Consider the following 21,795-nt stretch of genomic DNA (forward strand, 5'->3'; position numbering starts at 1 on the left):
CCTACTAGGAATCGATAATTTGCCAAACCCTGCCGGCTCATGCCTTTGATGACCGCATGTCCACGAAGTCGCGCCAATATCTCTTCGGCACTCAGATCAAGATGTCAGCCGAGCGCGCCAGGGAGGCGCGCAAGGAAGCTGACAAGCTCGCCTGCGTGGCCTGGAACAGCCGCATGCTCGGTTACAAGGGACCGGCGCAGCCCTCGCCGACGATCGGCGATGCGATCAACGGAGGATATCCATACCTCGAGGTCCGCTGTCATGGCTGCGATACCAATCAGACGATAGCGCTCGAGATCATTCGGCGGCCAAAAACGACTCCGATCCACGAACTCGAACGCTACATGCGCTGCAAGGATTGCTCGCAGCTGCGGGGGCGTCCCTACAAGCGCAGCGAGCTTGTGGCACTGCGGCCGACAAAGATTTCAGCCAGCCAACCGCCCACAACCTGGTGGCCCGGCGAGCGATAAGAGACAATCTCACCCATGTGCAATCTGTATTCGATCACGACCAATCAGGCGGCCATCGCTGATCTCTTCTGTGTCGTCCGTCGCTACGAAGGCAACTTGCCGCCGATGCCCGGCGTCTTTCCGGATTACCCCGCCCCTGTCATTCGCGATGCCGGCGGCGAGCGCGAGCTGGTGATGATGCGCTGGGGCATGCCGCCGCCGCCCCGCACTGGCGGGCCGCCGGTCACGAACATCCGCAACACCTCGTCGCCGCATTTGGCGCGCCTGGCTCAAGCCCGAGCACCGCTGCCTTGTGCCGGCCAATAGCTTCGCCGAGTACGCGCCCGAGCCGAACCCCGAAACCAAGAAAAAGGATATCGTTTGGTTTGCGCTGGAGGACGCGCGACCGCTGTACGCCTTCGCCGGCATCTGGACGACGTTCAACGGCGAGCGCGGCACGAAGTCCAAACCCGTTCCGGGACAACATCAGGTCTACGGGTTTCTCACGACGAGCCCGAACGCAGTCGTCGAACCGATCCATCCCAAGGCGATGCCGGTGATCCTGACGCGCGCGGAGGAATGGGACGTGTGGCTGCGGGCCCCTTGGGATGAAGCCAAGGCGTTGCAGCGGCCGCTTGGAGACAACATATTGAAAATCGTGGCGCGAGGGGCTGAAAAGGAAGACGTGATCGCCTAGCGCCAGATGATACCATTCTGCCGGTGTTTTGCCCGACGTGTCAAACGATGGTCAGCGAATCTACTTACAAGATCCGCTATGTCCGCTTACCTCCCGATAGCGGCGCGAAAGCAGACAATGCGTGAGGTCCGAGAAGGGCCAGAAGCGGACGTTTGCTTGTTCACTCAATTACCTTATCGGCGCTCGCGAGGAGCGCAGGAGGTACGGAAAGCCCCAGCTGCTTGGCTGTCTTGAGGTTGATGGACAACTCGTGTTTGGTTACTTGGTAGATCGGGATGTCGCCGGGGTTTGCTCCTCGGAGAATTGCGTCGATAGTGTTGGCGGCGCGCTTATACAATTCGATCAGGTCGAAGGAGTAGGCCATTAAGCCCCCAGCTTCGACGGCTTCAGGATGTGTAAAAATCGTCGGAAGCTTCGCCTCGCCGACCAACTTGGCGATCAGAGCGGCGTTTTGAAAGAGCTCAGGCGACTCGACGACCATGACCGCATCTGCACCTTCGCGGGAGATGCTTTCGACCGCCACCCGATAGCCTGCTTCGCTGGTACCGATTTCTAGCAAAGACACCGCGAGAGGGAGGCCTGTCGTTTCGGCCGCCGCGCGGATTGCGGGACCTGTAATTGGTCCATTCCATTGCAATCCAAGAATGAGACAGCCAAGTTTCGACATCGTTGGAAACATCTCGCGCAGCAGTGCGATCCGTTTTCCATAAAGGGATGGACCGGCGTCGACGCTAACTCCCGTGAAATTGCCGCCCGGGTGAGCCAGACTGTCGGCGATCCCTTGCTTAACGGGGTCACCAGTTATCGCTACGATGGGAATACGCGATGTTAGCTTTTTGAAGATGACAGCGCCCGGGCCAACAACCCAGATGACGTCCGGGTCGCTTCGAACGATTTCTGTCGCCAAGGCTTCGGGGCCGGACGTGTTTTGCTCCCGGCCGTAACGCTCGACCTTGACGTTTTTTCCCTCGATCTGCCCCAACCGCCGAAGCTCGGCGAATAAGGTTCGAGAAAATTTGCTTTCGCTATTCTCATACAAGTCCGCGCTTGGCTCTGATGGGCTGAAGATGGCAAGACGTTTCTTATTGGTGTTCTGCTGTGCCGCCGCAGCGAGCGGCCATGCCACCGCCGCACCGCCAAAAAGACTGATGAAATCGCGCCGTCTCATGCAGCCCTCCAAAGAGGCTCAGGACCACGCTAAATCCAAGGTCGAAGCATTACCACATCGCGGCATGGGAGTCCCGGGTGTTGGAGGCGCAGTCGAGCGCGGCAACCCTCTATTCTGCGTTGCGCCATGACCGCTAAGGGTCGAACTGAGACCTTGAACCGACGGCTGGTTACGGCTGGTTACGTCTGGTTCACCGCCAACCCCGGACATCCAACCGGCAACCCAGCATGGCAGCAACGGGCCAGAAGCTGACATTGATAACCTTGGCTGCTACAACTGGATCATTGACCCGAAGCCGGGCTTTTGTACATGGAAAGAAAATCAGCGCTGCACGAGCTGCTTGAGCTTAAAAAGCCGCTGGAGGAGATCCTGCTCACTCTCGACCGTTTGGAACGGGATAGCTTCCCTCTAGTTCTCCTACAACGAAGGCATGTGGCATCGATCCTTCGTCGTTATTGCGACGGCGATTTGAGCCGTCATGACGTCGAACGCTGGGCTAATTTGATCGTGTCTCGCAACGACATCGACTACAATTCAGACGCCGCCCTAAGGGAGCATCTATTAGAACTCGCACTTCCTGCAAACAGTCAGCTAACGAGAGAGCGCGCCGGTAAATCCGCGGTTGCGTTGATCGAAGCGCCGACGGCAAAAGCGGTCGAAGCTGCTGCGCGCGTCCTTCATGAAGCACTACGTCATGGTTGGCCGAGCAAATACAGCAAGTCTTACGATGAACTTGCTGCGACCGATTCAATCGGGAAGTACGAATTCGACGGCCTTGTAGAGCGCATGCTGGTAGCGGCCACGCAAGCTGAAACTGGCGACAATCAATGACCAACGGGCCGCCTGACATGTCCGCTTCGGGTCCAGAAGCAGAAGAAGCTTCGCTGGTGGAGGAGCATGGGACAGGCTATCGTTGCCTGGGTATGACCCGGTCTGTTTGCAGCATCCGCTCTGGACTTGTGATCGTCGAAGGGATCATGGGATCCGGCAAGTCGACGAGCGTACGGCGAATCGCCGATCGATTGAACCGATCCGGCATCGCCGCCCTCGGCATCACCGAAGGCGTCAGTCCACATCCGATCCGCTTCGATTGGGATTTGCCGTGGGCGGACATGCCGGCAACGCAAGTGGCGAAATCAGCCGCCGCACGATGGCGGGCCTACGCCAATTCGGCGCAGATGGCAGAGCGCATCACGGTTGTCGATGGACAACTTTTCCATGGCAATCTGACGTCACTGTTCCTGCTTGATGCCGACACAGCCCTGATTCGTGGCTACATTCATGAGGTGGTGGCTGCATCAAGCCACTACGTCCCTTGCTGATCTACTTTAATCAGGATGACGTCGACCGGGCGATCAGAACGGTTGCTGCCGAGCGTGGCGATGCATGGGTGAAATATCAGGTCGACTGGAAACTGACCTCGCCCTATGCCGTCAGGCATGACCTCGTTGGCCTTGACGGGCTCATCGAGCTGTACCGTCATTATCGCAAGCTCACTGACCGGCTTTACACAGAGCTGGATATTCCGAAGATCAGCATCGAGAACTCGGGAAGGGAATGGTCCAAATACGAAGCGACCATCGATACCGTTCTGATGAACCCGCCCAGGACTGCCGAGGCTGCGAATTTGGATTGATCACTGATCTTGCGGAAAACGTGCTGGGACAGCAAGGTCCGCTTCGGGTCAAAATCGGCGGTCCAAACCGCTGGAGGAGCTATACTTGCATTCGCGGCGCTGTTGATCGGGATGTCGTTTCTCGCCCGCACAGATGGGGGTATTCACAGCGATTGGGCCTTGGTCGTGTTTTTCGGAACGCTGGCGTGCTTCGGAATAGGTGGAGTGGCGGGGGCGAAAGGAGCTATACGCCTCGCCAAATCCCGGCGCGATTAGGACTACGGCCGGCCCTTGCTCTGAGACCGGCACGGGCCGATGGCATTCAAAGTAACACTTGCTTGCAGCGAAATTGATGCTCTGTTCGCGACGCGGCCCGACCTCGACGGGGAGTCCGCTTCGGGTCCAGAAGCCGAACAGCTTTCATGCTCGAAGACTTCCGCTTTGGGTTGCCAAGCTGAAGTTGATGAATACACGTCCTAGGCCGGCTTCTTCGGCCGCGACACCAGCTCGATCATCTTGCCTTCATCCTCATCAGCCATCACCGCCTTCGCCTGCGCATAGGCCTCGACCGCAGCGCGCGCGACCCGCGGCTTGCCCGCGAGCAGGCTCTCGGCGAGCTTCACGGCATAGGCGGCGTCCTTGTGCCGCAGCGCCGCCGTAAAGGTCGCGCCGGAAAAATCGCGGGCGACCATGCGCTTGGAATGACGCGCTACCTGCGGGCTTGCGGCGACGCCGGCCTGGATCGATTCCAGCACCAGGTTCATGTCGAGCCCAGCCTGCTCGGCCATCGCAAGGCCCTCGGCGAGGCCGGCGATCTGGATCGCGCCCATGAGATTGTTGATGAGCTTGTAGACCGTGCCGGAGCCGACCGCGCCGAAATGGCGGATGGTCGAGCCGATCGGTTCGAGATAGGGCCGCGCGCGCTCGAGATCGGCCGCATCGGCGCCGACCAGAAGCGTCAGCTTCCCGGCCGCCGCCGCGTCCGGCAATCCGGTCACGGGGCAATCGATATAGATCAGCCCGCGCGCGTTGAGCTCGCGGCCCATCTCGCGGGCATGGTCATAGGAGACGGTGGAGCATTCGATCGCGATGGTGCCGGCCTTCGCCGTCTTGGCCGCTCCTTGCGGCCCGAGCCAGACCGCGCGCGAAGCCTCGTCGTCGGCGACCATGGTCACGACCGCGTCGGCATCGATCGCGGCATCTTCCGGCGAGGTCGCCCAGATCGCGCCGCGCGCGATCAGGTCCTCGGCCTTTGCCTTGCTGCGATTCCAGACCGTCACCGTGAAGCCGGCATCGAGATAGCGGCCGGCCATGCCGTGGCCCATCCGCCCAAGCCCGATGAAGGCGACGCGGGGCATGGCTAGTCCACGTCCTCGATGTCGCCGCTCGTGGTGCCGAAGGCGCGCTGCGCCAGCGTCGCGGCCATGAACTCGTCGAGCTCGCCGTTGAGCACGCCCGAAGTGTCGGAGGTCTGCACGCCCGTGCGCAAATCCTTCACCATCTGATAGGGCTGCAGCACGTAGGAGCGGATCTGGTGGCCCCAGCCGATATCGGTCTTGGCGGCCTGGTCGGCGGCAGCCTTCTCCTCGCGCTTCTTCAGCTCGATCTCGTAGAGACGCGCGCGCAGCATGTCCCAGGCCTGCGCCCGGTTCTTGTGCTGGGAGCGGCCGGCCTGGCAGACCACGGCGACGCCGGTCGGGATATGCGTCAGGCGCACCGCGGATTCGGTCTTGTTGACGTGCTGGCCGCCGGCACCGCCCGAGCGCATGGTGTCGACGCGGACGTCGGATTCCTTGATGTCGATCTTGATGCTGTCGTCGATGACGGGGAACACCTGCACACTCGAGAACGAGGTGTGCCGCCGTGCGTTGGAATCGAACGGCGAGATGCGCACGAGGCGGTGCACGCCGGCTTCGGTCTTCAGCCAGCCATAGGCGTTGTGCCCGGAAACCTGGATGGTCGCCGACTTGATGCCGGCCTCTTCGCCCTCGGACTCTTCGAGGTACTCGACCTTGAAGCCATGCGTTTCGGCCCAGCGCGTGTACATGCGCAGGAGCATCTGCGCCCAGTCCTGGCTCTCGGTGCCGCCGGCGCCGGCATGGACTTCGAGATAGGAATCGAAGCGGTCGGCTTCGCCCGACAGCAGCGCCTCGAGCTCGCGCCGCGCCACTTCCTTCTTGAGGTTCTTCAGCGCAGCTTCGGCTTCGGCAACGACACCGTCATCGCCCTCGGCCTCGCCGAGCTCGATCATGCCGATGTCGTCTTCGAGCTCCTGCTCGACCTTGCCGATGCCCGACAGCGCATCCTCCAGCGAGGTGCGCTCCTGCATCAGCTTCTGGGCTTTCTGCGGGTCGTTCCAGAGATTGGGATCTTCTGCGAGCTTGTTCAGCTCGGCGAGGCGCGCCGTCGATTTCTCGACGTCAAAGATGCCTCCTCAGCAGCCCGACTGACTGCTTGATCTCTTCTACCAACCGTTCGATTTCGGCGCGCATGTTGTTCTCTGGTCTAGCGCATGCTCCGGGAAAGTGTGCAGCGCTTTCCCGAAAGCATCATGCGCAAACAAAAATCTGACGCGATGCAGTTCATCTCACCGCGCTGGGGATGTAACGGCGGCGGCGCGAAAGCGCAACCGCCCCCCTCGTCCGTATCCGGCGTTATCCGCTACCACAGCCCGCCGGTGCCCGGCCGCATGAGGAAACCGGAATCCGGCTGCTGTTGCGAAGCCGGCATGCCGCCGCGCCCGTCGGCATCCGCAACGCCGATGACGGAGTAATTATCCGGCGGCGCCGTGCCCGGCTTGAAGGCTTCGAGGATGATTCCGCCGGTCTCGCCGGGGCCGGCACGCATGCCGGTCTTGGCGACGACGCGGACGAGCTTGATGCCGGCCGGCACCTTGAACGGAACGGCGGGCTTGTCGGCGAGCGCGAGCTTGAGGAAATCGCGCGCGATCGGAGCGGCCAGATGGCCACCGGTTGCGGCGTTGCCTTTGCCGAGCGGACGCGGCTTGTCGTAGCCCATGTAGATGGCGACCGCGACGTCGGGCGAGAACCCGACGAACCAGGCGTCCTTGGCCTCGTTGGTGGTACCGGTCTTGCCGGCGACGGGCTTGCCGACTTCCTTGATCACGGTCGCGGTGCCGGCCTGGACTACGCCTTCCATCAGCTCGGTGATCTGATAGGCGGTCATGGAATCCAGCACCTGCTCGCGGCGGTCGATCAGCTGCGGCTCTGACTGGTTCTTCCAGCCGCCGGGCGCGTCGCAGCCGCGGCATTCGCGCTGGTCGTGCTTGAAGATGGTGCGCCCGTAGCGGTCCTGGATACGGTCGATCAGCGTCGGCTTCACGCGACGGCCGCCATTGGCGAGCATCGAGTAAGCCGTGACCATGCGCATCGCCGTCGTCTCGCCGGCGCCCAGCGCGTAGGAGAGATAGTTCGGCAGCTCGTCATAGACGCCGAAGCGGCGGGCATATTCGCCGATCAGCGGCATGCCGATGTCCTGCGCGAGGCGCACCGTCACCGTGTTGAGCGACTGCCGCAACGCATTGCGCAGCGTCACCGGTCCCTGGAATTTGCCGGAGGAGAAGTTTTCAGGCCGCCACACGCCGGCACCCTGGCCCTGGTCGATTTCGATGGGCGCGTCGAGCACGACGGTCGAGGGCGTATAGCCGTTGTCGAGCGCGGCCGAATAGACGATCGGCTTGAACGACGAACCCGGCTGCCGATAGGCCTGCGTGGCGCGATTGAACTGGCTCTGGTCGAACGAGAAACCGCCGACCATCGCGAGCACGCGGCCGGTCCAGGGATCCATCACCACCATCGCGCCCGAGACTTCCGGGATCTGGCGAAGACGGTACTGGCCCTCGACCGGCTGCCCCTCCTTGGAATAGAGCGGATCGGCATAGATCACGTCGCCGGGCGCAAGCACCTGCGCGACCGAGGTCGGCGTCTTGCCCTTGGCGTTGCCTTGCGCGGCCCTCGCCCAACGCACGCCGTCGAGCGTGACGATGCCGGTCTCGCGCTGCTTGCTGACGGCGCCGCCAAGCTCCCGGCTCGGCTGGAAGCCGATGCGCGCCGACTGGTCGCTGGTCTCCAGCACCACCGCCATGCGCCACGGTGAGATGTCGGACAGCGACTTGATCTCGGCGAGCTTCACGCCCCAGTCGCCCGAAATGTCGAGCTTGCTGATGGCGCCGCGATAACCCTGCTGCTCGTCATAGTTGACGAGACCGGTGACCATGGCCTTGCGCGCCATGACCTGGATCTTCGGATTGAGCGTGGTGCGAACCGACAGGCCGCCCTCGTAGAGCTTCTTCTCGCCGTAGCGCTCGAAAATGTCGCGGCGGACTTCCTCGGCGAAATATTCGCCGGCGAAGGTGTGGGCGCCGTTGGAGCGGCTGGTGACGGCGAGCGGCTCCTTGCGCGCCTTGTCGGCGTCTGCCTGCTTGATCCAGCCGTTCTCCACCAGACGGTCGATCACGTAATTGCGGCGCTCGATGGCGCGGTCGCGGTTGCGGACCGGATGCAGCGTCGCCGGCATCTTCGGCAGCGCCGCCAGATAGGACGCTTCCGCCACCGTCAGCTCGTTCACCGACTTGTCGAAATAGACCAGCGAGGCCGCCGCGATGCCGTAGGCGCCGAGGCCGAGATAGATCTCGTTGAGATACAATTCGAGGATCTTGTCCTTCGAATAGGTCTTCTCGATGCGCATCGCCAGCAAGGCTTCCTTGATCTTGCGGGCGAAGGAGACCTCGTTGGTGAGCAGGAAGTTCTTGGCGACCTGCTGGGTGATCGTGGACGCACCCTGCGGACGCCGGTTGGAGCCGTAATTCTGGAGATAGAGCAGGCCTGCGCGTGCCATGCCGGTGTAGTCGATGCCGCCATGCTCGTAGAAATTCTTGTCCTCGGCCGCGAGGAACGCGTTGATGACGAGCTTTGGCACTGCCTGGATCGGTAGATACAGCCGTCGCTCCTTGGCGTATTCGCCGACCAGCGAACCGTCGACCGCGTGCACACGCGTCATCACCGGCGGCTCGTAATCCTGAAGCTGAGAGTAGTCCGGCAAGTCCTTGGAGAAATGCCAGATCAGGCCTGCCACGGCCCCGACACCGACAAGGAACACCACTGTTCCCGCGGCGAACAGGAAGCCCATGAACCGCACCAGCAAGCGCATTATCTGTTTATCCGTTCAAACTCTGGATCAGCCCAGTATTCAGCCCATGGGACCTAAAAACTGGCACCCCAAAACTGGCGCCAACCTCACATCGCGAATTCACCGGCTTACGCAATCACATCAAGGCCGGACTTAAGACGCTTGCCGAACAGGATTCTCGCCGATTCCGGAACCCTCTACGGGTTTTCTATAAAGCGTCCGCTGTGGCCAAACTAGGGCCTTTGGCTCAGGAGGAACAAGCCGGCTCAGTTCGACGTCCCCCCGGTCGTCAATTTGACGATCCGGCGGTCGTCAATTTGACGATCCGGCCGTGGCCATCCGCTTGGTCAAAAATCCGTCGATCGCCTGGGCCATCGAGCCCACGGCACGAGACCGCCAGCCCTCGGAGACAAGGTGCCCGAGATCCGCCTTGTTGGAGACGTAGCCGATCTCGACCAGCACCGAGGGCACGTCGGGCGCCTTCAGGACCCGGAAGCCGGCAGACTTCAGGGGATGCTTGTGCATCCGCACCGTCTGCTTCATTTCGCTCATCAAAAGGCGGGCAAAACGGTTTGAAAAGGTGCGGGTTTCGCGCTGCGTGAGGTCGATCAGGATGTCGGCGACATCGGTCGGCTCCTCCGCGAGGTTGAAGCCGGCGATCGCATCGGCGCGGTTCTCCGCATCGGCCAGCCGTTGGGCCTCGGCGTCGGACGCCTTGTCGGAGAGCGTATAGATGGTCGCGCCCTGCGCATCGCCCTCGGCCCGCGGCAGCGCATCGGCGTGGATCGAAACGAACAAGGCCGCCTTGAGATTGCGGGCGATCTTGGTGCGGTCATTGAGCGGAATGAAGGTGTCGTCGTCCCGCGTCATCACCACGCGGTACTTGCCGGCCTTCTCCAGCTTGTCGCGGAGCGCGAGGCCAAAGGCCAGCACCAGGTTCTTTTCGCTCTCGCCGCTCGATTGGGTCCCGTTGTCGATGCCGCCATGGCCGGGATCGATCACCACCACCGGGCGACCGTCGGGCTTCTGCTGCGTGCCATCCGGGGCCGGCGCGCTCGGAACCGTGGCAGGCGGCGCTTCGGCGATCGCGGGCCGCAGCTCAGGACGGTTTTCGACCGGCAGCGACGACACGAAGGCGGTGCGGTCGACCTCCTCCAGCTCGAGCACGAGCCGGGCTGGTTGACCGTTGGCCGCCTCCAGCACGTAGGAATTGGCGATCTTCGCCGGCCCGGTCAGGTCGAATACGATTCGCGAGCCGCCGGGCATGACGAGCCCGTAGCGGAAGGCCTTCACCAGCCCCCGCCCCCCGCTTCCGATCCCGGCGGGCAGCTGAAAATTCATCTGCGGCACGTCCACCACCACGCGATAGGGGTCGGCCAGCGTGACGGCGCGGAAGGTAACGGTCTGGTCGAGGTCGAGGATGAAGCGGGTCTGCTTGCCGTCGCCGGCCAGCCGAGCGGCCGAGGCGACCGGAAAATTCGCTGCGACGGCAGCGGGTTGCGGCCGGCTTTCGGCGGCGATCAGGCGCGAGGAATCGGCACACGGCAATGCCGCGATGCACAGCAACACGCCCCCCAGCAGAATCCGTCGATTTGTGCGGCTCGCCACCAATTCCGTGCCTCCGAGCAGCTCTCTTAACGCAATAAAACCACAGGGTTAATCGATCCTTAATGACGGAAACGCGAAACTCTCCGACTGTGACCGCCGTGCGACGCTCCCTTGCACCGATGGCTCATTCCTCGTATGTACGGAATGCTGACGGCCGATATTTCCGGTTGTGTCGCATTCAGCCTCCCGGTGCAGCGCCGGAAATCTCAAGGTTTGGGAATTCCAGCGTTTTCCGTTTCCCTCTAAGACCAGCGCGGTGCGCGGCAGCGAGGTGGAGCGGGTCAAGCCCCGGCGGCGGACGGTCTCGGGTTACCACTCATGTTACCGGGACGGTTCTGACAGCGGCGTAACCCATTACCCGGTCCCTTGATCCCAAGGGGGCGGTTCGTGATCCCCAAGGCGAGCGCGCTCGCGCCGTGCCTGGCCAGCAGCAACTGATTGAAGGGCGGCCTCGCCGCCCAGTGTTTCATACGGGCCGACGCTTGATGCGCCAGACTGTGCCGACGAAATCTGAAGGAGCATTCGCGACGCTGCGGAGTGACAATCCCGCGCGTCGCAATGGTCCTGAAGCTTCCGGTTCGGCAAGGCGCGAGAGACGGCGTTTCGGCCTTCCCCTCACCCCCGAATCAGGTGGACCGTCGCGTCACCCGGCGGCGCGATACGCGCCCACGGCTTATCGCGCCCGCCGCCGCCAAGAGTTAAGACATGCCCAACAAGATGTTGATCGATGCCACCCACCCGGAAGAGACCCGGGTCGTCGTGGTCCGCGGCAATCGCGTCGAAGAGTTTGATTTCGAGACCGCGCAACGCAAGCAACTGCGCGGGAATATCTACCTCGCCAAGGTCACAAGGGTCGAACCCTCGCTCCAGGCCGCCTTCGTCGAATATGGCGGCAACCGCCACGGCTTCCTCGCCTTTAGCGAAATCCATCCCGATTACTACCAGATCCCGGTCGCCGACCGGCAGGCGCTGATCGAAGCCGAGGAACAGGCCCATCGCGAGGCCGAGGAAGAGAGCGAGAATCGCTCGCACGGGCGCCGCCGCTCGCGCCACCGCAACGCCCGCCGACGCGGTCATGGCGAGCGCGTGCGCAGCGACATCGTCGAGGGCCTCGAGGCCGGCGCCGATCCCGCCGCCCAGCCGGTCGAAGGTGCCGCACTGCCGGAGCATGCCGAGGGCGAGCATCTGCACGCCGCTACGGAGCATCACGGCGAGCACGAGGGCCACGATCACGATCACGGCGACCATGACCATGATCATGACGATCATCATCATGATCACGAGCACCATCACGCTCACGATGACGCCCACGGCCATGAGGACGCGCGCGATCATCATGACCATGATCGCGCCGGCGAGACGCCCGCGCCTGTCGCGGCGGTCGGCGCCGAGCCCGCGGTCGAGACAATTGCCGAGCCGCAGCCGGCCCCGACCTTCGACGTTCCCGCTTCCGAAGCTCCAGCCGCCGAAGCGCAGGCAGAGCCTCTGGCCGAAGCCGTGACGTCGGCCGCCGAGCCGGCCGATGCCGTTTACGCCGCCGGCGAAAGCACTGAAGCGCCGCATGCCGAGGCCACCCAAGCCGGTGAAGAACAAGCCGGTGAGGACGACGACGAGGATGAGGAAGACGGCGAGGATGCCGAAGAGGAAGTCGTCGAATCCGTCGGCGGCGACGACGTGCTGGAGGAAGTGCCGGAGCGCACCTTCCGTCCGCGCCGCCAGTACAAGATCCAGGAAGTCATCAAGCGCCGCCAGGTAATGCTGGTGCAGGTGGTCAAGGAAGAGCGCGGCAACAAGGGCGCGGCGCTGACGACCTACCTCTCGCTCGCCGGCCGCTATGCCGTGCTGATGCCGAACACCGCACGCGGCGGCGGCATCAGCCGCAAGATCACCAGCGCGCAGGACCGTTCTCGTTTGAAGGAAGTGGTGCAGGATCTCGACGTGCCCGAGGGCATGGGCATCATCCTGCGCACCGCAGGCGCCTCCCGCACCAAACCCGAGATCAAGCGCGACTTCGAATATCTGATCCGGATGTGGGAGACGGTGCGTGACCTGACGCTGAAGTCGCAGGCCCCGACCCTCGTCTACGAGGAAGGCTCGCTGATCAAGCGCTCGCTGCGCGACCTCTACAACAAGGAGATCGACGAGATCCAGGTCGCCGGCGAAGCCGGCTACCGCGAAGCCCGCGACTTCATGAAGATGCTGATGCCCGCCAATGTCAGCGCGGTGAAGCAGTATCGCGACGGCCAGCCGCTGTTCTCGCGCATGGGCGTCGAGAGCCAGCTCGACGCGATGTTCTCGCCGACCGTGCAGCTGCGCTCCGGCGGCTATATCGTGATCAACCAGACCGAGGCGCTGGTCTCGATCGACGTCAACTCCGGCCGCTCGACCCGCGAGCACCATATCGAGGACACCGCGCTCAAGACCAATCTGGAAGCGGCCGAAGAGGTCGCCCGCCAGCTTCGCCTGCGCGACCTCGCCGGCCTGATCGTCATCGATTTCATCGACATGGACGAGAAGCGCAACAACCGCGCGGTCGAGCGTAAGCTGTCCGACTGCCTCAGGCAGGATCGCGCGCGCATCCAGGTCGGCCGCATCTCGCATTTCGGCCTGCTCGAGATGTCGCGCCAGCGCATCCGCGCCAGCGTGCTCGAGAGCTCGACCGATCCGTGCCCGCATTGCGGCGGTACCGGCCATGTCCGCTCGGTGTCTTCGGTGGCGCTGCAGCTCTTGCGCGGCCTCGAAGAGATCCTGATGAAGGGCGCGACCCACAATCTCGTGGTCCGCACCCGCACCGACGTCGCGCTCTATGTGCTGAACCACAAGCGCGGCCATCTGCGCGACCTCGAGAACGGCTTCAAGGTCACGCTGTCGGTGATCGCCGACGCTAGCGTCAGCGGCCCGCAGGCCTATGTGATCGACCGCGGCGAGCAGGTGCATACGCTCGAAGCCGCCAAGGCGCTGCTTGCAGCCCAAGCCGCGGCGAGCCCGCCGCCGCTGGCCGAAGAAGTCTACGACGACGAGGACGGCTTCGACCTGGAGACTGAATCCGAGGTCGAGACCGACGAGACCGAAGGTCTTGCTGACGAGCAAGCCGGCGGTGAGGCAGCCTCCGAGCAGGACGGCCAGCGCCGCAAGCGCCGTCGCCGTCGGCGTGGTCGCGGTGGCCAGCGCGAGGGTGAGTTGCGCGAGGATACGGCGCCGACCCTGCCCGAGCCCGCGATGGTCGCCGCCGAAGGCGAGGACGAGACCGAGTCCGAGCAGGACGGTGAGGAAGGCGAGGAACAGGCGGCCCGCGGCGAACAGCAGGGCAGCAGTGATCGCCGGCGCCGGCGTGGTCGCCGCGGCGGACGCCGCCGTCGCGGTGGCGGCGAGGAAGGTCTTGCCGGCTCCATCAGCGACGAGCTCGGCACCGGCCAGCCGCCGGAAGCTGTCGACGCAGTCGCCGATTTCGACGGTTTCGGCGGCCAGGCTTCGCCCTCGATCGCGCAAGCCGAGCCCAGCACCGAGCCGCAAGTTGCGCAGCCCGAGCCGCGCGCGGAGATGCAGACCGAGGCGCCGGCCCAGCAGCCGGAGCCGGCTCCCGCCACGACGGCCGCAACGCCGGACGAAGAGCCTGCCGGCGACAGGGCCGCGCGGCGCCGCTCCACCGTGCGCGAAAAGGTCAGCTTCCTGCTGAACAGCCAGCCGGAGCCCGCAACGCCGGCAGCGGAGGCGACCGAGCCGGTCGCTGCGCCCGCGCCGGCAGCTGAGCCCGCACCGGAGGCGGCAAGCGAAAGCCCGACCGCTCCGCGCCGGGCTGGCTGGTGGTCACGCCGTTTCGGCGGCGGCGAGTAAAGGGACAAAAGAGTTGAAACCGCCCGGCCAAACCGGGCGGTTTTGATTTTGATGAGGTCAGCAGCAATGCAAAGCGCGATCATTCTCGGCGGCGGCATGGTGGGCGTGGGCGCCGCGCTGCATCTGCAGCAGCGCGGCTGGTCGGTGACGCTGGTCGATCGCCGCGAGCCGGGCCGCGAGACCAGCTACGGCAATGCCGGGATGATCCAGGCCGAAGCGGTGCGCCCCTATCCGATGCCGCGCGACCTCGCCTCGCTCCTGAAGATCGCGACCGGCCGCACCAACGACGTGCGCTACAGCCTCTCCTCGCTTCATCTGCACATCGAGCCCCTGCTCCGCTATTGGTGGCATTCGGCGCCGAAGCGGCATCGCGAGGCGATCGAGGCGTGGGCACGGCTGATCGCCTACGCAACTTCCGAGCACGACATCCTGATCCGCGAGGCGCATGCCGACAATCTCATCCGCCGCGCCGGCTACCGAGCGCTGTTTCGCGATCGCGCTTCGTTGGATCTGTCGATCAAGGCCGCCGAGGAAGATCAGCGCGAATTCGGCGTGAACTATCGCGTGCTGTCGGGCAGCGAGCTTGCCAGGGCCGAGCCGATCTTGCGCGACGATCTTCCGGGCGCGATCCACTGGCTCGACACCTGGACCGTGTCCGACCCCGGCGCGCTGGTCACGGCCTATGCCGAGCTGTTCGCGCGCCTCGGCGGCAGGATCGTGCTCGGTGACGCGCAGAGCTTGCGGCAGACCGCGACCGGCTGGTCGGTCGACACCGACGAGGGGCGCATCGACGCGGCCCACGCCGTCGTGACGCTCGGGCCGTGGTCGCCCGATTTGTTGTACAAGTTCGGCTATCGCATCCCGCTGGTGCGCAAGCGCGGCTACCACATGCATTACAGCGGCGGCGCTTCGCTCGACCTGCCCCTCATCGACAAAAGCGGCGGCTACGCCATGGGGCCGATGGCCAAGGGCATCCGCATCACCACCGGCGCGGAATTGACGGGCGCGGACGCATTGGCAACGCCGGTGCAGCTGGCCAGCGCCGAAGCCTCCGCGCGCGAGCTGATCGACCTCGGCAAGCGGGCCGAGCCGGATCCGTGGTTCGGCACGCGGCCTTGCACGCCCGACATGCTGCCGGTGCTCGGCCCCGCCCCGCGCCACCCCGGCCTCTGGATGAATTTCGGCCACGGCCATCAGGGCTTCACGCTGGGACCGGCGACCGGACGCCTGCTCGCGGAGATGATGAGCGGCGAAACTCCGGCGGTCGATCCTACGCCGTATCGGCCGGAGCGGTTCTAGCCTCAAGGAAAAAGGGCTGATCGAGGATCTCGACCAGCCCTATTACTTCGAGCTCTGACAGCGCAGCTCGCGCTGCAAGGATCAGTCCGTCGTGATCGCCGTCTCCATGTCGGTCGGATCGATCTCCTTGGCGAGGTTGGCTTTGAGCTTGTCGCGGTCGAGCTCGCCTTCCCACCAGGCGACGATCACGCAGGCGACGCCGTTGCCGCACAGATTGGTCAGCGCGCGGCACTCGCTCATGAACTTGTCGATGCCGAGCACGATTGCCATGCCCGGCACGAGCCGCGGATCGACCACGGCGAGCGTCGCCGCCAGTGTGATGAAACCCGCGCCGGTGATGCCGGAGGCGCCCTTCGAGGTCAGCATCGCCACGACGAGGATGGTGATCTGCTGGCCGAAGGAGAGCTCGACGCCGAGCGCCTGCGCGATGAACAGCGTCGCCAGCGTCATGTAGATGTTGGTGCCGTCGAGGTTGAACGAGTAACCGGTGGGCACGACGAGGCCGACCACCGACTTGGAGCAGCCGAGTCGCTCCAGCTTCTCCATCAAGGACGGCAGCGCGCTTTCCGAGGACGAGGTGCCGAGCACGATCAGCAGCTCGTCCTTGATGTAGCCGAGGAACCTGAAGATCGAGAACCCCGCCATGCGCGCGATGAGGCCGAGCACGACGAACACGAACAGCGCAGCCGTGACGTAGAACGTCGCGATCAAGCCGACCAGATTCAGGATCGCGCCGGTGCCGAACTTGCCGATCGTATAGGCCATCGCACCGAACGCGCCGATCGGCGCCGCGCGCATCACGATCGAGATGACGCCGAACACCGCGTGCGCGGCATCGTCGATGAAGCTGCGGATGGTGTGGCCGCGCTCGCCGAGGCTCATCAAGGCGAAGCCGAACAACACTGCGAACAGCAGCACCTGGAGAATCTCGCCTTGCGCGAAGGCGCCGACCACGGTGTCCGGAATGATGTGCAGCACGAAGTCGACGGACTTCTGGCCGGCCGCCTGCTTGGCGTAGTTGGCAACGGCTGCCTCGTTTGCCGCCGCATTGCCGAAGCCGGAGCCCGGCTTGACGAGATTACCGACAACGAGACCGATCACCAGCGCGAAGGTCGAGACGACCTCGAAATAGACCAGCGCCTTGACGCCGATACGACCGACCTTCTTGGCGTCCTGGATGTGGGCGATGCCGGAGACCACGGTGCAGAAGATGATCGGGGCGATCACCATCTTGATCAGCTTGATGAAGCCGTCGCCGAGCGCCTTGATCCATTCGTTGGTGGCGACGGTCGGCCACAGCCATCCGACGATGGCGCCGAGCACGATGGCGATCAGCACCTGGACGTAGAGGACTTTGTACCACGGCTTGGCAACGGGCGGCGCGACCGGCGCCCCCGCCATCGTTGTCGTCGTCATCAGTTTCACTCCCCTCACAACATTGGGCCAGCCAAGATCAACTTGGCCGGCCCTGTCAATTGGAACTGCTCGTGTTGGCGCGTTTTACCCGCGGCGCTCGACGAGCCGGCGCGCCGCCGGCATCAGGGTCGCGCCGAGCGCATTCTTGACCAGTGAGGCCGCGATGAACGGCACGATGCCGACCTGCCAGGCCTTGGCGGCGCCGAGACCAAGGCCGAATGCCAACCAGCCGAACCCGGTCGCGAGAATGACGATGTGGCCCGCAGCCATCGCCGCAAACAGCAGCGTCACGCTGCGATCCCAGCCGCGCTCGGCGAGCCAGCCGGTCACGAACGCAGCCAATACGAAGCCGAACAGATAGCCCGCGGTCGGGCCGACGAGCGGTGCGATGCCACCCACGGGACCGGCGAACACCGGCAGCCCGATCGCGCCCTCGGCGAGGTAAGCGATCATGGTTGCGCTGCCAAGGCGCCAGCCATAGGCGGCGCCGATCATCAGCACCACCAGCGTCTGCAGCGTCATCGGCACGTAGGGCAGCGGCAGATTCACCTTGGCTGACAGCGCCATCAACGCGGTGCCGAGCGCAATCAGCACGACGGCCCGCAGCGTGCCGACGGCTTCGCCCGGTCGGGTCGGCCACATCAATGCGGCGAGAGAAGAATGTGGCGTAGCGGCGGACGGGGCGGAACGGTCAGGCACGTCGAACTCCGGAAGGCTGTCTAAAACTGGCGGCTATTTAAGCCAGTGAGCGATCCGGTCAACTGCCTCCCGCATCTCATCGAGCGAGCGGGCATAGGAAAAGCGGATGAAGCAACGGCCATGGATGGGATCGAAATCGAGGCCGGGCGTTGCCGCCACGCCCGCCTGCTCCAGCATCTGCTTGGCGAACTCGAAACTGTCCGAGGTGAAGTCCGAGACATCGGCATAGAGATAGAAGGCGCCGTCAGCCGGCAGGAATCTCGTCAATCCGGCCTTGGGCAAACCATCGATCAGGACACGCCGGTTTTCCTGATAGCCGTGCTTGATCGCCTCCATCTCGGCCGTGCCGTCGAATGCAGCCTCCGCCGCGATCTGCGACAGCGAGGGCACCGAGATCGAGAGGTTCTGCTGCAGCCGCTCGATCGGCCGCACCAAGATCTCGGGCACCACCATCCAGCCGACGCGCCAGCCCGTCATGCAAAAATACTTCGAGAACGAGTTGATCACGAGCGCATGCTCGGACAGCGCCGCCGCCGTCACGGCTGGAAACGCGTAATCGAGCCCGTGATAGATCTCATCCGAGATGAAGCGGATGCCGGCGTCTTCCGCCGCCGCGATCAGGCCGGCGAGCGCGTCGCGGGACATCATCGTGCCCGTCGGATTGGCGGGGCTGCCGACCAGAACGCCCTTCAGCGGCGCCTTGCGATGGGCCGCGAGCAGCGCCTCGCCGGTCAGCGCGTGCCGAGTCTCGTTCGTGGTCTCGATCAGCACAGGCTCGCAGCCGAGCGCGGTCAGGATGTGTCGATACGGCGGATAGCCCGGCACCGTCACGGCGACGCGATCACCGGGCTCGAACATCGACAGGAACGCCAAGATGAAGCCGCCCGACGAGCCCGTCGTCACGACGATCCGATCGGGGCTCACGTCGCTGCCATAGGTGTCGCGATAATGGCGCGCAATGCGCGCGCGCAAGGAGGGGATGCCGAGCGCCGAGGTATAGTCGATCCGTCCAGCCTCGAGCGCCGCATGGGCGGCCGCGATCGCGGTCCTGGGCGCGCCGGCCGCGGGCTGGCCGACCTCCATGTGGATGACATGACCACCGGCGGCCTCGATTCGGGCCGCCGCGGCCATGACGTCCATCACCATGAACGGGGGAACATCGCTGCGGCGGGAGGGCTCGAGCCACTGCCCCAACCGGTTCCTCAATGTCGCATCGTGCATCGATTTCTGCTATTGGCTGGCGAACCGGTCCGTCCGGTCCGAAAACGAGGCGCTTGCGCCCCAGACTGGCCGCATTGTACGGCTCAATAAGGGCAACGCTCACAAGGGCATATCGCGTATCCGGTCCGCCGCCAATCACCAAAACCAATCACGAAACTGCTTGACCAAGAACACTTGACCGAGCCCGTTTGACCAAGACCGCTTGATGTCGCTCCAGATCGCATTGCGCAAGAAGGCCTCCGCCCTCACCGCCCTCGTCACGGCCACGGCGATCGCGCTGACGCCGTTCTCGGCCGCGCACGCGCAGGCCAAGGGGCCGCCGGTCCTGCGCGACACCGAGACCGAGCAACTGCTGCGCGAATACACGCGCCCGATCCTGCGCGTTGCCGGTCTGGAGAAGCAGAACATCCAGATGGTGATCATCAACGACGGCTCGTTCAACGCCTTCGTCGCGGACGGCCGCCGCATCTTCGTCAATTGGGGCGCCATCCTGCAATCGGAGACGCCGAACCAGATCATCGGCGTGCTCGCGCACGAGACCGGACATCTGGCCGGCGGCCATCTGTCCAAGCTGCGCGAGCAGCTCGCCGCCGCCCAGACCCAGATGATCATCGCGATGCTGCTCGGCGCCGGCGCGATTGCGGCCGGCAGCACCCAGCGCAGCAGCGCAGGCAACAACGGGCTCGCCAATGCCGGCGCCGCCGCGATTGCCGCGCCGCAGGAGGTGATCCGCCGGACGCTACTGTCCTATCAGCGCCAGCAGGAGGAGAACGCCGACCGTGCCGGCGTGAAATTCCTGACGGAGACCCAACAATCGCCAAAGGGCATGTACGAGACGTTCAAGCGCTTCACCAGCGAGAGCCTGTTCGCCGCGCGCGGTGCCGATCCCTACCTGCAGTCGCATCCGATGCCGGCCGAGCGCGTCGCCGCGCTGCAGGAGTTCGCAGGCTCCAGCCCGTACTGGAACAAGAAAGACGATCCCGCGCTCCAGCTTCGGCACGACATGGTCCGTGCCAAGATCTCCGCCTTCATGGAGCGGCCGGAGACGGTGTACCGCCGCTATCCCCAGACCAACGACAGCCTGCCGGCGCGCTATGCCCGCGCCATCAGCACCTACCTCCACGGCGATCTACGCAGCGCGCTCGCCCAGATCGACGCGCTGATCCAGGTGCAGCCGAACAACCCGTATTTCTACGAGGTGCGCGGCCAGGCGCTCCTGGAAAGCGGCAAGGCGGCCGAAGCGATCGCTCCCTTGCGCAAGGCCGTCGCCCTCTCCAACAACGCCCCCCTCATCGAGATGTTACTTGGGCAGGCTCTGGTCGGAACCGATAATAAGGCCTACACCGACGAGGCCGTTCGGATTCTCCGCGCCGCGGTGGCCCGGGAGCCCGAGGCGGCGCTCGGCTACACCCAGCTCGCGATGGCCTATGGCCGGAAGGGAGATTATGCGGAGGCAGATCTCGCCTCGGCCCAGGCCGCCTATTTGCGCGGCGACAACAAGACCGCCCGCGAGCTTGCGACGCGCGCGAAAACCCGTTTCGCTGTCGGCACGCCCGGATGGGTCAAGGCCGACGACATCGTTGCGGCGAAGCCGCCGCGCAATTGACGCAACTCGAACGACGGCCGACCACGACGTCACGACACCGGGCTTGAATCCGCCGGGACGTTTCTCGAAACCTGCTTTGGATAAGAGGATTTGACTATGCCTTCGCTGCGCCTGCTCGCTCCCGCATTGTTCGCGCTCGCCATGTTCGGCGCGGCCGTGCCCGCCTCCGCCGACAGTTTCTCCGACAGCCAGCGCACCGACATCGAGAAGATCATCAAGAACTATCTCGTCAGCCATCCCGAGGTGCTCGAGGAGGCCATGGCCGAGCTCAGCAAGCGGCAGGCCGCGGCCGAAACGCAGAAGCACGAAGCCAGTATCGCGCAGAACGCCGAGGCGATCTTCAACTCGCCGCGCCAGGTCGTGCTCGGCAACCGGGACGGCGACGTCACCTTCGTCGAGTTCTTCGACTACAATTGCGGCTATTGCAAACGCGCGATGGACGACATGCTGACCATCATGAAGGGCGATCCGAAGCTGAAGGTCGTGCTGAAGGAGTTTCCGGTGCTGAGCCAGGGCTCGGTCGAAGCGGCGCAGGTCGCGGTCGCCGTGCGCATGCAGGATCCCTCCGGCAAGAAATATCTCGACTTCCACCAGAAGCTGCTCGGCGGTCGCGGCGCCGCCGACAAGGCCCGCGCGATGCAGGCCGCCAAGGAAGCCGGTCTCGACACGGCTCGCATCGAGAAGGACATCGCCAGCCCCGAGGTGCGCGCCACCATCGAGGAGAATTTCAAGCTCGCCGAAGCGATGGGCATGAACGGCACGCCGAGCTATGTGATCGGCAAGCAGATCGTGATCGGCGCCGTCGGCGTCGAAAGCCTGAAGGAAAAGATCGGCATTGCCCGTTGCGGCAAGGCGACTTGCTGATCACACGTTGACGCTAGCGAGAACAGCAAAGGCCGGCGGATCTGCCGGCCTTTTTTGTTGCGCGGAACGTTGGCGCCTTCGTGCCAAGTCATTCATCTGGCATTCAACAAACAAATGCCGTGGAACAGTCGAAGTTCCGGAACAACTCAAATCTCCTTTCGTTGTCGGCGC

The 21,795-nt window shown here is 64.2% G+C and carries 16 protein-coding genes and 2 pseudogenes; 9 read left to right on the forward strand and 9 right to left on the reverse strand.

Features of this window, described 5'->3' with window-relative positions:
* Positions 1–56: 56 nt before the first annotated feature.
* Both ACNJYD_RS20720 and ACNJYD_RS20725 read left to right on the forward strand, forming a co-directional pair.
* Positions 57–470, forward strand: coding sequence for a hypothetical protein (locus ACNJYD_RS20720; RefSeq protein WP_172788674.1), 414 nt, complete (start codon positions 57–59; stop codon positions 468–470).
* A gap of 15 nt (positions 471–485) precedes the next feature.
* Positions 486–1,146, forward strand: a pseudogene (locus tag ACNJYD_RS20725) (SOS response-associated peptidase).
* Positions 1,147–1,306: 160 nt separating this feature from the next.
* Here the strand turns inward: ACNJYD_RS20725 and ACNJYD_RS20730 are convergent.
* The gene (locus tag ACNJYD_RS20730) at positions 1,307–2,314 is read right to left on the reverse strand and encodes an ABC transporter substrate-binding protein (protein WP_439363176.1); all 1,008 of its coding nucleotides are present in this window, start codon (positions 2,312–2,314) and stop codon (positions 1,307–1,309) included.
* Between the two features lie 309 nt (positions 2,315–2,623).
* On the opposite strand from ACNJYD_RS20730, the gene ACNJYD_RS20735 reads away from it, so the two are divergent.
* Genes ACNJYD_RS20735 through ACNJYD_RS20745 form a run of 3 tightly spaced genes read left to right on the forward strand, consistent with a single transcriptional unit; the run spans position 2,624 to position 3,950 of the window.
* Complete coding sequence (locus ACNJYD_RS20735; protein WP_439363177.1) at positions 2,624–3,145, forward strand: hypothetical protein; 522 nt, start codon at positions 2,624–2,626, stop codon at positions 3,143–3,145.
* Positions 3,142–3,636, forward strand: coding sequence for a hypothetical protein (locus tag ACNJYD_RS20740; protein ID WP_439363178.1), 495 nt, complete (start codon positions 3,142–3,144; stop codon positions 3,634–3,636). Before ACNJYD_RS20735 ends, ACNJYD_RS20740 begins: the two co-directional genes overlap by 4 nt.
* Positions 3,630–3,950, forward strand: a complete 321-nt coding sequence (locus ACNJYD_RS20745) for a hypothetical protein (RefSeq protein WP_439363179.1) — start codon at positions 3,630–3,632, stop codon at positions 3,948–3,950. Before ACNJYD_RS20740 ends, ACNJYD_RS20745 begins: the two co-directional genes overlap by 7 nt.
* A 455-nt stretch (positions 3,951–4,405) precedes the next feature.
* Here ACNJYD_RS20745 and ACNJYD_RS20750 read toward each other — a convergent pair.
* From ACNJYD_RS20750 to ACNJYD_RS20770, 5 genes and pseudogenes are all read right to left on the reverse strand, one after another.
* Positions 4,406–5,299: pseudogene (locus tag ACNJYD_RS20750) on the reverse strand (NAD(P)-dependent oxidoreductase); the annotation flags it as partial.
* Positions 5,290–6,421, reverse strand: a protein-coding gene (prfB, locus tag ACNJYD_RS20755) for a peptide chain release factor 2 (protein WP_260383522.1) whose coding sequence is annotated in 2 segments (ribosomal slippage) — positions 5,290–6,351 and positions 6,353–6,421 — 1,131 coding nt in all. Because the reading frame shifts where the segments join, the coding sequence is not laid out codon by codon here. The gene prfB and the pseudogene ACNJYD_RS20750, both read right to left, overlap by 10 nt.
* A gap of 169 nt (positions 6,422–6,590) precedes the next feature.
* Positions 6,591–9,098, reverse strand: a complete 2,508-nt coding sequence (locus ACNJYD_RS20760) for a penicillin-binding protein 1A (protein WP_172788668.1) — start codon at positions 9,096–9,098, stop codon at positions 6,591–6,593.
* 291 nt (positions 9,099–9,389) lie between these two features.
* Complete coding sequence (locus tag ACNJYD_RS20765) at positions 9,390–10,685, reverse strand: N-acetylmuramoyl-L-alanine amidase (protein WP_439363180.1); 1,296 nt, start codon at positions 10,683–10,685, stop codon at positions 9,390–9,392.
* Positions 10,686–11,300: 615 nt separating this feature from the next.
* Positions 11,301–12,248, reverse strand: coding sequence for a hypothetical protein (locus ACNJYD_RS20770; protein WP_349628430.1), 948 nt, complete (start codon positions 12,246–12,248; stop codon positions 11,301–11,303).
* Here ACNJYD_RS20770 and ACNJYD_RS20775 point away from each other — a divergent pair.
* Both ACNJYD_RS20775 and ACNJYD_RS20780 read left to right on the forward strand, forming a co-directional pair.
* Entirely contained in the window at positions 12,183–14,519 is a 2,337-nt protein-coding gene (locus tag ACNJYD_RS20775; RefSeq protein ID WP_439363181.1) for an Rne/Rng family ribonuclease, read from the forward strand. The genes ACNJYD_RS20770 and ACNJYD_RS20775 overlap by 66 nt on opposite strands.
* A gap of 66 nt (positions 14,520–14,585) precedes the next feature.
* On the forward strand, positions 14,586–15,818 hold the full coding sequence (locus ACNJYD_RS20780; protein ID WP_212258535.1) for an NAD(P)/FAD-dependent oxidoreductase: 1,233 nt from the start codon (positions 14,586–14,588) through the stop codon (positions 15,816–15,818).
* Positions 15,819–15,899: 81 nt separating this feature from the next.
* On the opposite strand, the gene ACNJYD_RS20785 is transcribed toward ACNJYD_RS20780, so the two are convergent.
* The 3 genes from ACNJYD_RS20785 to ACNJYD_RS20795 form a co-directional block, all read right to left on the reverse strand.
* Entirely contained in the window at positions 15,900–17,234 is a 1,335-nt protein-coding gene (locus tag ACNJYD_RS20785; RefSeq protein ID WP_172788664.1) for a dicarboxylate/amino acid:cation symporter, read from the reverse strand.
* Between the two features lie 84 nt (positions 17,235–17,318).
* Positions 17,319–17,876: a biotin transporter BioY gene (locus ACNJYD_RS20790; RefSeq protein WP_172788700.1), complete on the reverse strand. Its 558-nt coding sequence runs from the start codon at positions 17,874–17,876 to the stop codon at positions 17,319–17,321.
* A 90-nt stretch (positions 17,877–17,966) separates the two neighbouring features.
* Entirely contained in the window at positions 17,967–19,154 is a 1,188-nt protein-coding gene (locus ACNJYD_RS20795; RefSeq protein ID WP_439363182.1) for a pyridoxal phosphate-dependent aminotransferase, read from the reverse strand.
* A 205-nt stretch (positions 19,155–19,359) separates the two neighbouring features.
* Here ACNJYD_RS20795 and ACNJYD_RS20800 point away from each other — a divergent pair, with 205 nt between their 5' ends.
* On the forward strand, positions 19,360–20,760 hold the full coding sequence (locus ACNJYD_RS20800) for a M48 family metalloprotease (RefSeq protein ID WP_212258531.1): 1,401 nt from the start codon (positions 19,360–19,362) through the stop codon (positions 20,758–20,760).
* A gap of 96 nt (positions 20,761–20,856) precedes the next feature.
* A complete protein-coding gene (locus ACNJYD_RS20805) occupies positions 20,857–21,624 on the forward strand; it encodes a DsbA family protein (RefSeq protein ID WP_172788661.1) in 768 nt (255 codons plus the stop codon).
* Positions 21,625–21,795: the final 171 nt, after the last annotated feature.

Source organism: Bradyrhizobium sp. SPXBL-02, assembly GCF_051853065.1.
Classification (GTDB): domain Bacteria; phylum Pseudomonadota; class Alphaproteobacteria; order Rhizobiales; family Xanthobacteraceae; genus Bradyrhizobium.

Excerpts from the sequence above, each read along its gene's own strand:
- ACNJYD_RS20720 (WP_172788674.1), top strand. The coding sequence starts at position 57 with ATGTCCACGAAGTCGCGCCAATATCTCTTCGGCACTCAGATCAAGATG.
- ACNJYD_RS20730 (WP_439363176.1), bottom strand. The coding sequence starts at position 2,314 with ATGAGACGGCGCGATTTCATCAGTCTTTTTGGCGGTGCGGCGGTGGCA.
- ACNJYD_RS20735 (WP_439363177.1), top strand. The coding sequence starts at position 2,624 with ATGGAAAGAAAATCAGCGCTGCACGAGCTGCTTGAGCTTAAAAAGCCG.
- ACNJYD_RS20740 (WP_439363178.1), top strand. The coding sequence starts at position 3,142 with ATGACCAACGGGCCGCCTGACATGTCCGCTTCGGGTCCAGAAGCAGAA.
- ACNJYD_RS20760 (WP_172788668.1), bottom strand. The coding sequence starts at position 9,098 with ATGCGCTTGCTGGTGCGGTTCATGGGCTTCCTGTTCGCCGCGGGAACA.
- ACNJYD_RS20770 (WP_349628430.1), bottom strand. The coding sequence starts at position 12,248 with ATGCGGCGCTTCAGTGCTTTCGCCGGCGGCGTAAACGGCATCGGCCGG.
- ACNJYD_RS20780 (WP_212258535.1), top strand. The coding sequence starts at position 14,586 with ATGCAAAGCGCGATCATTCTCGGCGGCGGCATGGTGGGCGTGGGCGCC.
- ACNJYD_RS20785 (WP_172788664.1), bottom strand. The coding sequence starts at position 17,234 with ATGACGACGACAACGATGGCGGGGGCGCCGGTCGCGCCGCCCGTTGCC.
- ACNJYD_RS20790 (WP_172788700.1), bottom strand. The coding sequence starts at position 17,876 with ATGTGGCCGACCCGACCGGGCGAAGCCGTCGGCACGCTGCGGGCCGTC.
- ACNJYD_RS20795 (WP_439363182.1), bottom strand. The coding sequence starts at position 19,154 with ATGCACGATGCGACATTGAGGAACCGGTTGGGGCAGTGGCTCGAGCCC.
- ACNJYD_RS20800 (WP_212258531.1), top strand. The coding sequence starts at position 19,360 with ATGTCGCTCCAGATCGCATTGCGCAAGAAGGCCTCCGCCCTCACCGCC.
- ACNJYD_RS20805 (WP_172788661.1), top strand. The coding sequence starts at position 20,857 with ATGCCTTCGCTGCGCCTGCTCGCTCCCGCATTGTTCGCGCTCGCCATG.